At 65.0% G+C, this 11,801-nt stretch carries 11 protein-coding genes; 4 read left to right on the forward strand and 7 right to left on the reverse strand.

Going from position 1 to position 11,801, the window contains the following annotated elements; all coding sequences use genetic code 11:
* Window positions 1-264: 264 nt before the first annotated feature.
* Both CEJ42_RS00005 and tcuC read right to left on the reverse strand, forming a co-directional pair.
* Entirely contained in the window at window positions 265-2,493 is a 2,229-nt protein-coding gene (locus CEJ42_RS00005; RefSeq protein ID WP_079219060.1) for an NADP-dependent isocitrate dehydrogenase, read from the reverse strand.
* A 364-nt stretch (window positions 2,494-2,857) separates the two neighbouring features.
* A complete protein-coding gene (gene tcuC / locus CEJ42_RS00010; protein ID WP_079214842.1) occupies window positions 2,858-4,144 on the reverse strand; it encodes an MFS transporter in 1,287 nt (428 codons plus the stop codon).
* A 359-nt stretch (window positions 4,145-4,503) separates the two neighbouring features.
* On the opposite strand from tcuC, the gene CEJ42_RS00015 reads away from it, so the two are divergent.
* On the forward strand, window positions 4,504-5,499 hold the full coding sequence (locus tag CEJ42_RS00015) for a 2-hydroxyacid dehydrogenase (protein ID WP_088749668.1): 996 nt from the start codon (window positions 4,504-4,506) through the stop codon (window positions 5,497-5,499).
* Between the two features lie 4 nt (window positions 5,500-5,503).
* On the opposite strand, the gene CEJ42_RS00020 is transcribed toward CEJ42_RS00015, so the two are convergent.
* The 3 genes from CEJ42_RS00020 to hmpA form a co-directional block, all read right to left on the reverse strand.
* Complete coding sequence (locus tag CEJ42_RS00020) at window positions 5,504-5,851, reverse strand: hypothetical protein (RefSeq protein ID WP_079214844.1); 348 nt, start codon at window positions 5,849-5,851, stop codon at window positions 5,504-5,506.
* A gap of 130 nt (window positions 5,852-5,981) precedes the next feature.
* Window positions 5,982-6,389 (reverse strand): hemerythrin domain-containing protein, encoded by a 408-nt coding sequence (locus CEJ42_RS00025; protein ID WP_088749669.1) that lies wholly within the window; start codon window positions 6,387-6,389, stop codon window positions 5,982-5,984.
* A 43-nt stretch (window positions 6,390-6,432) separates the two neighbouring features.
* Window positions 6,433-7,626, reverse strand: a complete 1,194-nt coding sequence (hmpA, locus tag CEJ42_RS00030; protein WP_079214846.1) for an NO-inducible flavohemoprotein — start codon at window positions 7,624-7,626, stop codon at window positions 6,433-6,435.
* Between the two features lie 170 nt (window positions 7,627-7,796).
* Between hmpA and norR the strand changes: the two genes are divergently transcribed.
* Complete coding sequence (norR, locus tag CEJ42_RS00035) at window positions 7,797-9,368, forward strand: nitric oxide reductase transcriptional regulator NorR (RefSeq protein WP_088749670.1); 1,572 nt, start codon at window positions 7,797-7,799, stop codon at window positions 9,366-9,368.
* Window positions 9,369-9,481: 113 nt separating this feature from the next.
* Here norR and CEJ42_RS00040 read toward each other — a convergent pair whose 3' ends face one another.
* Both CEJ42_RS00040 and CEJ42_RS00045 read right to left on the reverse strand, forming a co-directional pair.
* The gene (locus tag CEJ42_RS00040; RefSeq protein WP_088749671.1) at window positions 9,482-10,132 is read right to left on the reverse strand and encodes a DUF1120 domain-containing protein; all 651 of its coding nucleotides are present in this window, start codon (window positions 10,130-10,132) and stop codon (window positions 9,482-9,484) included.
* A 359-nt stretch (window positions 10,133-10,491) separates the two neighbouring features.
* On the reverse strand, window positions 10,492-10,674 hold the full coding sequence (locus tag CEJ42_RS00045) for a hypothetical protein (protein WP_079214849.1): 183 nt from the start codon (window positions 10,672-10,674) through the stop codon (window positions 10,492-10,494).
* On the opposite strand from CEJ42_RS00045, the gene CEJ42_RS25125 reads away from it, so the two are divergent.
* Window positions 10,673-11,035 (forward strand): hypothetical protein, encoded by a 363-nt coding sequence (locus tag CEJ42_RS25125; protein ID WP_129587650.1) that lies wholly within the window; start codon window positions 10,673-10,675, stop codon window positions 11,033-11,035. The genes CEJ42_RS00045 and CEJ42_RS25125 overlap by 2 nt on opposite strands.
* Window positions 11,036-11,122: 87 nt before the next feature.
* Complete coding sequence (locus tag CEJ42_RS00050) at window positions 11,123-11,350, forward strand: dodecin (protein WP_088749672.1); 228 nt, start codon at window positions 11,123-11,125, stop codon at window positions 11,348-11,350.
* The last annotated feature ends 451 nt before the right edge of the window (window positions 11,351-11,801 follow it).

An 11,801-nucleotide genomic window follows, 5' to 3' on the forward strand; every position in this document is an offset into this window, starting at 1 on the left:
CCCGCCGCCGTCATCCCGGCGCAGGCCGGGATCCAGTGGCGTTTGTTGCGCCTCACGGGCCGTTGAACGACGCTGGATCCTGACTTTCGTCAGGATGACGGAGAAAGGGGATGCGGCGGCTGCCTCCCCGCCCGTCGCCCTCATCCCGGCGCAGGCCGGGATCCAGCGGCGTTTGTCGCGCCTCGCAGGCCGTTGAACGAGGCCATGAAAAAAGCCGCGAACTCACGTCCGCGGCTTTTTCACGACCAGAACTCCAGCGAAGGATTACGCTGCGTCCAGCGCCTTGTTCAGCGTTTCGCTGGGGCGCATCACGGCGAAGGTCTTTTCGCGGTCCGGCATGTAGTAGCCGCCGATATCCACTTGCTTGCCCTGCACCGAGTTCAGCTCCGAGACGATCTTCTGCTCGTTGTCGGCCAGTGCCTTGGCCAGCGGCGCGAAGTGCTTGGCCAGGTCGGCGTCGTCCTTCTGCGCGGCCAGTTCCTGGGCCCAGTACAGCGCCAGGTAGAAGTGGCTGCCGCGGTTGTCCAGTTCGCCGGTCTTGGCCGAGGGCGACTTGTTGTTGTCCAGCAGCTTGCCGGTGGCGGCGTCCAGGGTCTGGGCCAGAATCTTGGCCTTGGCATTGCCGGTCTTGATGCCGACGTCTTCGATCGACACGGCCAGCGCCAGGAATTCACCCAGCGAGTCCCAGCGCAGGTGGTTTTCGCCGACCAGCTGCTGCACGTGCTTGGGCGCCGAGCCGCCGGCGCCGGTTTCGAACATGCCGCCGCCGGCCATCAGCGGGACGATCGACAGCATCTTGGCCGAGGTGCCCAGTTCCATGATCGGGAACAGGTCGGTCAGGTAGTCGCGCAGGATGTTGCCGGTCACCGAGATGGTGTCCATGCCGCGGATCACGCGCTCCAGGGTGTAACGCATCGCACGCACCTGCGACATGATCTGGATGTCCACGCCGTTGGTGTCGTGGTCCTTCAGGTAGGTGCGGACCTTCTTGATCAGCTCGGCTTCGTGCGGACGGTACGGGTCCAGCCAGAACACCGCCGGCATGCCCGACAGGCGCGCGCGGGTGACCGCCAGCTTGACCCAGTCGCGCACCGCCGGATCCTTGACCTGGCACATGCGCCAGATGTCGCCTTCTTCGACGTTCTGCTCCAGCAGCACTTCGCCGTCCAGGGTGACGATACGCGCCACGCCGGCCTGGGCGATTTCGAAGGTCTTGTCGTGCGAACCGTATTCCTCGGCCTTCTGGGCCATCAGGCCGACGTTGGGCACGGTGCCCATGGTGACCGGGTCGAAGGCGCCGTTGGTCTTGCAGAAGTTGATGATCTCCTGGTAGATGCGGGCGAAGGTCGATTCCGGCAGCAGGGCCTTGGTGTCTTCGGTCTTGTTGTCGGCGTTCCACATCTTGCCGCCGGCGCGGATCATGGCCGGCATGGAGGCGTCGACGATCACGTCGTTGGGGGCGTGCAGGTTGGTGATGCCCTTGGAGGAGTCGACCATGGCCAGGCGCGGGCGCTTGGCTTCGTCGGCCTTCAGGTCGGCCAGCACTTCAGCCTTCTTGGCTTCCGGCAGGGTGTTGATCTTCTCGTACACGCCGGACATGCCGTTGTTCGGGTTCACGCCGATTTCGGCGAACAGCTTGGCGTGCTTCTCGAAGGTGTTCTTGTAGTAGGTGCGCACGGCGTGGCCGAACACGATGGGGTGCGAGACCTTCATCATGGTCGCCTTCACGTGCACCGACAGCAGCAGGTTGGTGTCGAAGGCGTCCTGCATCTGCTCTTCGTAGTAGGCGCACAGGGCCTTCTTGCTCATGTACATGCTGTCGATGATCTCGCCGGCCTGCAGCGAAACCTTGGGTTTCAGCACGATGGTTTCACCGGATTTGGTGACCAGGTCCATCTTGACGTCGACCGCCTTCTCGATGGTCAGGCTCTTCTCGCCGGCGTAGAAGTCGCCGCCGTGCATGTGCGCCACGTGGGTGCGCGAAGCCATGCTCCACTTGGACATCGAGTGCGGGTGCTTGCGGGCGTAGTTCTTGACGGCGTTGGGGGCGCGGCGGTCGGAGTTGCCTTCGCGCAGGACCGGGTTCACGGCCGAGCCGGAGACCTTGGCGTAGCGCTTCTGGATCGCCTTTTCCTCGTCGCTGGACGGGTTTTCCGGGTAGTCCGGCAGCTTGTAGCCGCGCGCCTGCAGTTCGCGGATGGCGGCTTGCAGCTGCAGCACCGAGGCGCTGATGTTGGGCAGCTTGATGATGTTGGCTTCCGGCTTCTGGGTCAGTGCGCCCAATTCGGCCAGGGTGTCGGGGACTTTCTGTTCATCGGTCAGGAACTCGGAGAATTCCGCCAGGATACGCGCGGCCACCGAAATATCGCTCTCGACGACGTCGATGCCGGCTTGCGCGGTGAATTTCTTGACGATTGGCAGCAGCGAGTGGGTCGCCAGATAGGGTGCCTCGTCGGTCAGCGTATAGATGATGGTCGGGTTGCCAGTAGTCACGATGATGTCCTTGCTGTTGGTGTGTTGATGTGCAGTGGTGCGTGATCCTTCCGGAGGCCGGACGCGGCGGCTCATGCACTTGTCGGCTGAGGCTTCCGCATCTCCTTGTCGGCTTTCCGGCTGGAAATTCGTCTCCCGGGGCGGCTTTTTCAGGATATCCCTGTCCAGGGCCGCGGCAAAAAACAGCGGTAGTTTACTCCTAAGCGGGAGGAAATGCTTCAACTCTTATATAAGACTTGAAGAATTTTTTGCATGCGCCTTGATGCCGCCGTTGCTTTTGCTGCAATAAATCCGGGAGGAAAACAAAAAAGGGCCGCTTGCGCGGCCCGTTTCAATAGCTATCGCCGGGGAGTACCCTGGCGCTTCAGGCCGGTACCGTCTGGCTCGACGCCTTGTTGCGGTAGAGCACGAAGGTGGCGATCAGGCCGCATACGGCCGCCGCGCTCATCCAGATGCCGGGCGCCGCCTTGTCGCCGGTGTACTGGATCAGGCCGGTGGCGATCGCCGGGGTGAAGCCGCCGAACAGCGCCGTGGCCAGGCTGTAGGCCAGCGAGAAGCCCGCGGTGCGCACGTCGGCCGGCATCACTTCGGTCAGCGCGACCACCATGGCGCCGTTGTAGCTGGCGTACAGGAAGGACAGCCACAGCTCGACGATCAGCATCTTGGAGAAGGTGGCGTCATGCACCAGCCAGTTCACGGCCGGGTAGGCGGTCAGGATGGTCAGGACGGTGAAGGCCACCAGGATCGGACGGCGGCCGATGCGGTCCGACAGCGCGCCCATGATGGGCAGCCAGATGAAGTTGGACAGGCCCACGCACAGCGTGACGATCAGGGATGCCTCGGTCGACAGCTTGAGCACGCTCTTGCCGAAGGTCGGGGTGTAGACCGTGATCAGGTAGAACGACACGGTGGTCATCGACACCAGCATCATGCCGGCGATCACCAGCTTCCAGTTCTCGATCATCGAACGGAAGATCTGGCCGGTGGTCGGACGGTGCTTGCGGCGCATGAACTCTTCGGTCTCCTGCAGCGAGCGGCGGATCACGAACAGCACCGGCACGATCAGGCAGCCGATGAAGAAGGGAATGCGCCAGCCCCATTCGCCGATCTCCAGCGGAGTCAGCGTGGTCGACAGCACGTAGCCGATGGCGGCCGCCACGATGATGGCCACCTGCTGGCTGCCCGACTGCCAGCTCACATAGAAGCCCTTGTTGCCGGGCGTGGCCATTTCGGCCAGGTAGACCGACACGCCGCCCAGCTCGACACCGGCCGAGAAGCCCTGCAGCAGGCGGCCCACCAGCACCAGCACCGGCGCCAGCGCGCCGATGGAGGAGTAGGCCGGCACGAAGGCGATCAGCATGGTGCCCAGCGCCATCAGCGCCAGCGTCACGATCAGGCCCTGGCGACGCCCCACGCGGTCGACGTAGGCGCCCAGGATGATGGCGCCCAGCGGACGCATCAGGAAGCCCGCGCCAAAGGTCATGAAGGTCAGCATCAGCGACGCGAACTCGTTGTCGCCCGGGAAGAAGGCCTTCGAGATGTGCGTGGCGTAGAAGCCGAACAGGAAGAAGTCGAACATTTCCATGAAGTTGCCGCTGGTGACGCGCAGCACGGTGGAAAGCTTCGATTGCGAAGATGTGGATGTACTCATGATGTGTGCCTCATTGTATGTTTGGCGGACCGTGTTGCTTCCGGTCTTATGCCTGTCTCGGCCGGCAGTGGATGCCGGTTCTAATCAGGATCTTTTTGTGTGTGTCAGCTATTGCGCCGCCGATTCTATCCCCGAAAAGCGGCGTGCGGATCGTGTATCGGGGCCGCGCATGCAGATTTCGGTTTTTTCGATAGCTGGATGAAAGCTTCGCGCCGCAAACGGGCGCAAAATCAGCCGTTTGCCAACGCTTCGACAGGAAGCTGAGTTGCGTCAATGCATGCAAGCCGCGCCTGTGGTGCAATGCCGCATGGAGAACAGCCGGATGCTCCGGTTCACCCGCCCAGCCAGAAAGGCCCGTCATGAAAACCGCCGTCTTCAGCGCTCGCCGCTACGACCAGACCCTGCTTGCCCGCGCCAACGTCGCCGGCGCGCACCAGTTGCTGTTCCTGCAGGATAGGCTCAGCCTTGAAACCGCCGGGCTTGCGGCCGGCTGCGAGGCGGTCAGCGTATTCGTCAACGACGACGCCGGCGCCGCCGTGCTGGAGCAGTTGGCGGCGCAGGGCACGCGCTTCGTCACCACGCGCTCCACCGGGTTCAATCACATCGACGCGCTGGCCGCCGCACGGCTGGGCATGACCGTGGCGCGCGTGGCGGACTATTCGCCGCATTCGGTGGCCGAGTTCGCGGTCGGCTTGCTGCTGGCGGTGAACCGCAAGATCGCCCGCGCCAGCATGCGCACGCGCGAGGGCAATTTCGAGCTGGACGGCCTGATGGGTTTCGATCTGCACGGCAAGACCGTGGGCGTGATCGGCACCGGCAAGATCGGCGCCATCTTCGCGCGCATCATGGCCGGCTTCGGCAGCAAGGTGCTGGGCAGCGACATGCATCGCAATGCGGAGTTCGAGGCGCTGGGCGGACGTTATGTGGAGGCGGCCGAGCTGTTCGCGGCCAGCGATGTGGTGTCGCTGCATTGTCCGCTGACCGAGGCCACGCGCTACATCGTCAACGCGCAGTCGCTGGCGTCGGCCAAGCACGGCTGCATCCTGGTCAATACCAGTCGCGGCGGACTGGTCGATACCGAGGCGGCGATCGCGGCCCTGAAGAGCGGGCGCCTGCGCGGGCTGGCCATCGACGTCTACGAGCAGGAGGCCAGCCTGTTCTTCCAGGACCTGTCGTCCACCGTCATCACCGACGACGTGATCCAGCGCCTGGTGTCCTTTCCCAACGTGATCGTCACCGGCCACCAGGCCTTCTTCACCGAAGAGGCGATCGGCCAGATCATGCAGACCACGATACGCAACCTCAGCGAGTTCGAGGCCGGCGCCGACCTGGGCGAGCGGCTGGTGCGCGCCTGAACCGCTAGTCGGCTCGGCGAAACAGGGTGTCGAGCTGCTCGCCGATGCGCGGCAGCAGGTGCTCGCGCACGCGCTGGATGATCTGCTCGGCGTTGCCGGCGCCGTAGGCGTCGGTCAATTCCTTTTGCATCTCGAAGTGCAGGTAGAGCAGGCCGCGAAGGGTCTCGAAGGCGGTGGGATGGTCGTCGCCGCAGACCAGCGCGTTGTTGTTGAGCACGTGGCCGATCACGCCGGGATCGAACAGGCGCACCTGGCAGATGACGGCATAGCGCACGATCTCCATGTCCAGCGCTTCCAGGTCTTCGCGCCATTCGCCGGGCGTATGGCGCTCGGCGCCGAGTTTTTCAGTCATGGCATAGCTCCCGCGGATAGTGAAGAGCCAGCTTAGCAGAACGGCGCCGGCCCTCACCTGAGCAGGATCAAGGTCTGCGCAGATCGCGCGCGGCCGGCCGGGCCGCTGCAGCGCGGCCTGGCGGCGCCGTCTAGGTCGCTTCGATCAGCGGATAGAAGTCGCGGTTCTCGCGGCCGATGCGATCGAACAGGATCTTCAGCACTCGGTTGGCGTCGGCGCGAAAGCCTTCCGGCTGCTCGGCGATGCGTTGCGCGTCGTTCCACTGGCGCGAGAAGCGGCCATACTGCGCGGCGATGTCGGCCATCTCTTCCTGGTACTGGCGCCCCTTGGCGGCCAGGGCGGCGCCGGCTTCCTGCAGCGCCGGGTAGAGGAAGCGGTCCTCCACCGAGAGGTGCAGCTTGATGACCGAGCTCATGGCGATCACTTCGCGGGCGATGGCGGCGGCGTGCCCGGCGATGCCCAGCGCGGTCAGTTTCTTGAGTTCCTGCACGTGGCGGATGATGTCCGCATGTTCGCGGCGGTATTTGTCGAGGTTCATGTTCGTTCCTTGTTCCTTGTTCAATGTTCGCTGTTGCGCTCGCTCAGTCCAGGGCCGCGGCCGGGCCGAAGAATTCGTAGCGGCTTTGCGCGTCAGGCACGCCGATTTCGCGCAGATAGCGCTTGACCGCCTTCATGAAGGGCTTGGGGCCGACGAAGTAGGCGTCGACGTCGGTGGTGGCCGGCATCCAGCGCTGCAGCAGCGCGCGGTCGATCATGCCGGTGGCGTCGGGACGGCGGTCGCCGGCGCGCTCGCGCTCATAACAGAAGAAGCGGCGCAGCTGCGGATGGCGCGCGGCCAGTTGCTCCACATGGTCGCGGAAGGCATGCACGCCGCCGTCGCGCGCGGCGTGGATGAAGTGCACCGGCCGCCCGTTCGCCAGCGCCGCCTCCAGCATGGAGAGCATGGGCGTGATGCCCACGCCGCCGCTGATCAGCACCAGCGGCTTGTCGCCCGCGGCCAGCGAGAAGTCGCCCGAGGGCGGGAACAGTTCCACCACCGCGCCTTCATGGATCTCGTCGTGCAGGTGGCGCGAGACCTTGCCGCCCGCTTCGCGCTTGACGCTGATGCGGTATTGCGGCGGCTGGCCGGGCAGGTTCAGGGGCGCGGAGAGCGAGTACTGGCGGCGCTGCTCTTCGCCGTCGACCACCATGCGCAGGCCGATGTACTGTCCCGGTTCGAAGTCGAGCAGGGCGCCGCCATCCTGCGCGCGGAAGTAGAAGGAGGTGATCTCGTCGCTCTCGGCCACCTTGCGCGCCACGATGAAATTGCGCGCGCCGCGCCAGCCGCCGGGCGCTTGCGCCTTGGCGTCGTAGACCTGCTGCTCGGCGCCGATCAGGATGTCGGCCAGCTGGCCATAGGCCGCGCCCCAGGCGTCGATGACGGCGTCGGTGGCGATCTCCGCGCCCAGCACTTCGCGGATGGCGCGCAGCAGGCAGTCGCCGACCATCGGATAGTGCTCGGGCATGATCTGCACGGCGACGTGCTTGTTGACGATCTGCGCGGCCAGCGGGCCGAGGGCTTCCAGGCGGTCGATGTGGCGGGCGTACATCAGCACGCCGTTGGCCAGGGCGCGCGGCTGGTCGCCGCTGGCTTGGTGGGTGCGGTTGAACAGCGGACGCACCTGCGGGTAGTCGCGCATGAGCATCTTGTAGAAGTGGGTGGTCAGCGCTTCGCCGCCGGACTCCAGCAGCGGGACGGTGGATTTGACGATGGCAAGTTGTGCGTCGGTAAGCATGGTGCGCCTTTCAAGCGGTGGAGAGTGAGGGGCCGGCGGCGCCGGTCTTGCCTTCTTCCATTACAAGTCGCGTGCCAGGCATCGATGCTTTTGAAATCAATGACTTGGCGGCGATCCGTGTCAAATAAACCCGTGTCATAATGACCCTTAATTATTTTAATGAGGTCAAAATGACTTCCAAAGCCTTGCTCGATGCCTTGCTGCCCCTGGTCGCCGATCTGTCACGGGCAATCGATGACCGCGAGCGCTATCGCCGCCTGTTGCAGGCCATGCGCACGCTGTTTCCCTGCGATGCCGCCGCGCTCTTGCGGCTGGACGGCGAGGTGCTGGTGCCGCTGGCCATCGACGGGCTTTCCGGCGATACCCTGGGGCGGCGCTTTCGCGTGGCCGAGCATCCGCGCTTCGGCGTGCTGCTGGCCAATGCGGCGCCGACGCGCTTTCCCGCCGACTCATCCTTGCCCGATCCCTATGACGGCCTGGTCGACGGCCTGAACGACGCCCACGGCGAACTGGAGGTGCATGACTGCATGGGATGCGCGCTCACCGTCAACAGCCGCCCCTGGGGCCTGGTGACGCTGGACGCGCTGGGGCCGGGCCGTTTCGACAGCGTCGACATGGCCTCGCTGCAGGCCTTCGCCGATCTCGCCGCGGCCACCGTCAACGTGGCCGAGCGCATCGATGTGCTGTCGGCCGCCGGCGAGCAGGAGCGCCAGCGCGCCGAAGCCTATCGCCTGGGGCTGGAAGAAAGCCAGGGCAAGCGCGAGCTGATCGGCCAGAGCCCGGCGCACCAGCAGCTGCTGCAGGAAATCCGCATGGCCGGCCCCAGCGACATGACGGTGCTGGTGACCGGCGAGACCGGCACCGGCAAGGAGCTGGTGGCGCACGCGCTGCACGCCGCCTCGCCGCGCGCGCGCAAGCCGATGATCAGCCTGAACTGCGCGGCCTTGCCGGACACCCTGGTCGAGAGCGAGCTGTTCGGCCACGTGCGCGGCGCCTTTTCCGGCGCGGTCGCGGACCGCCGCGGCAAGTTCGAGATGGCCGACGGCGGCACGCTGTTCCTGGACGAGGTGGGCGAGCTGCCGCTGGCGGTGCAGGCCAAGCTGCTGCGCGTGCTGCAGAGCGGCCAGTTGCAGCGTGTGGGTTCCGACCGCGAACATCGCGTCGACGTGCGCCTGGTGGCCGCCACCAACCGCGACCTGGCCGACGAGGTCAAGCAGGGCCGCTTTCGCGCCGACTTCTACCATCGCCTCTCGGTGTTCCCGATCCGCGTGCCGCCGCTGCGCGAGCGCGGGCGCGACGTGCTGCTGCTGGCCGGCTTCTTCCTCGAAGAGAACCGCGCCCGGCTCGGCCTTTCCAGCCTGAGGCTGGCGGCGGACGCGCAGCGCGCGCTGCTGGACTATCCGTGGCCCGGCAACATCCGCGAGCTCGAGCATCTGGTCGGCCGCAGCGCCTTGCGCGCGCTGGCCGCCCACAAGACGCGCCCGGCGATCCTGACGCTGACGGCTGATGAGCTGGATCTGCGCATGCAGGAGGGCGGCGGTGAGCCCGATGAAAGGCGCGACCAGCAGCAGGTTGATGCGGCCGCTTCCGGCAATCTGCGGGACGCCGTCGAGCGCTACGAGCGCATGCTGGTCGGCGACAGCCTGGAGCGCAACGCCGGCAACCTCGCCGCCGCCGCGCGCGAGCTGGGGCTGGACCGGGCCAACCTCAACCGGCTGGCGCGGCGCCTGGGATTGCGCTGAGCGCAGACTTGCCGGATGGGCGGAGGGGATAAAGGTGGGGAAGGGGGAGACGGGCGGGCAGGTGTGTGTACGCCGGCGCAAACCGCCGTGATGCACGCGCCGCCTTGAACCGATCAGAGGTACTGGATTTCGACCGTGGCCGACCCGTCCAGTGGGATGTCCTGCGTCAGCGGGAGATTTTCCGGGCGATTCAGGTAGGGCACGACATACACGCTCATCCTGACTTCCTTGAACGGCGCCGGCGTGTTGCCGCCGGCGGTGGTCCAGGAGAAGGCGCGATCCGTGCCCATCTGGCCGCCGTTGCCGTTGACGATCCAGGACTGGTTGCCGTCGACGGAGAACAGATTGTGGGCGGGCGCGCCGTCGGTGCGGATCGACCCGGGAACGATCACCAGGTTGTAGCGGCCCACCTTCGCGCCGCCCACCATGCCAAGACCGTAGGAGAAATGGCTCCCGGCATGCGTGCTGCTTGCACTGCGGTTGTCGAGCACCCTCAGCGCCATCTTGACCGGCGCCTGGCAGGAGATGCTGATGTCGATTGGCGTCCAATGCAAGGCCATCTCCTTGCCGGCCGGCAGCGAGGAGGCCGGGATGACGCCGAAGTCGACCGTGCCGTTGCCGCCCAGTGTCGGGGTGCAGGCCACCGTCTTGATCGCGCCGGTCACCTTCAGCTCGGCATTGCCGGCCGCCTGGGCCGCGAGCATCGGTGCGGACAAGGCGATCATCGCCAGCGGCAGCAAGAATTTTCTCGTGTTCTTTTTCATGGTGTCTGCTTTCTTCCGGGCCGCTGTCTGGTCGCTGCGGCTCCGGTTTGCAAGGGAGCTTCGAATAGAAAAGATTCTATTTTTGATCACCAACCATGGGTATAGGAAAATTCTCAAAAGCGCACGGCCTTTGGGACGGGAATGAGGGGGATGGGGCGGTGAAGAAGGGGAAGTGCAGGAAGTGCGGGAAATGCATCAAGCGCAGCAAGCGCGCCAATAGCAACGATCAGGGCAAGCCCGAAGGCCTGCCCTGATGCGTTTGCGCCGGATCGTCGTCCGGCGCTGTCTTTGTCGTGGCTGTCGGACTGAGTCGTCGGCCTGTCTCCACATCTCCTGCTTGAATCAGTGCTTGCGCCGTCTCAGCCTTGCGCGGCTTCGCCTTCTGCATCGGCCAGCTGGCCGCGGATGCGGATGGCGGTGAGATGGCGGGCCGCCGCAGCGTCGTCGTTGACGTGCTGCAGGTCTTCGGCCGTATCGATCGCCGCCTGCGTCTGGGCTTGCTGCTGGGGCGTCGGCATGGTGCCATGGTTGAGTTGCGACATGATGATCTCCAGGGATGAAAATCTCGTGCAGGGGCGCGACGGAAAGCTTCGGAAGATCTTCCCGTCGCCGGCCCCGGGGCGACCGCAATGGGTGGCCCGATGGCTGAACATTATGCGCTCAAGTTGCGCTGCAATATCGGTTCTCGTCCTATTTCTTTGTAGGACATACGGTAATTTACATGCTGTTTTTGCTCGCTTTGCAACAAATTGCCGGGCCCGCGCCGGGCCTCATTTGCTGCAAGGCAAAAAACGATTCCTGCCGGAAAATCGCCTGCCGTCCTACAGCGATAGCGGTCTGTGGCTGATGGAACCGCCGCCCCTTTCTTTCTACGATCGTCACAACGCGACTCAATGCAGATGACGCCGCGGATGAGGAGCGCGCCGCGCGCCATCCCGCGCGGGAAATCTTTTATATCGATGGCATATCGATAGGCGAAAGGACCAAGCCATGAGCGAACGCAAGCAGGACAATTCCAGCACCTACAAGGTGATCGAGGTGGTCGGCAGTTCCCCCAGGAGCAGCGACGACGCGATCCGCAATGCCATCGCCGATGTGGTCAGGACGGTCAAGCACGTCGACTGGTTCGAGGTGACCGAATGCCGCGGCCATGTCGAGGGCGGCAGCATCGCCCATTTTCAGGTCGGGCTGAAGGTCGGATTTCGCGTGGAAAGCTGATCTGCAGGTCGCAGCAGGCGCGAGCTCATCGGCTCGGACGCCGTGCCCCGCAAGGCCGGCGCGGCAGCGTCACTGACGAGCGATACAGGCGCGCAATGAGCCTGTGCACCACATAGCCAAGCTCAATTTGCGCACCCTCCGTTATGTTGATTAACTGCAGGGTAAGCGCAGACTGCGGTGACGCCGGCCGGAAGGACAGAGACGGGGAATACGGCGCAAACCGCGAAGTTCGACACAGCATGGTCGCGCCCGGTGCAATGCAGCCACCAGCATGGATCGCACGCGTCGCCTGCGGGGACGCGTCGCTACGGCAGCCGGTCCGGCGCGCCGTTTTCAGGAAATGAGCGGAGTGAACCAGGAACGAAGCGGGCATGCGCATGCCGTCTTCCGTTCGCGCAGGGCCTTGGCCCGGATCGCGCAATGCCGCTTCCAGCAAGGGATTCGCTGCGAT

The sequence above is a fragment of the Herbaspirillum robiniae genome (assembly GCF_002213415.1).
GTDB classification, from domain to species: domain Bacteria; phylum Pseudomonadota; class Gammaproteobacteria; order Burkholderiales; family Burkholderiaceae_D; genus Herbaspirillum; species Herbaspirillum robiniae.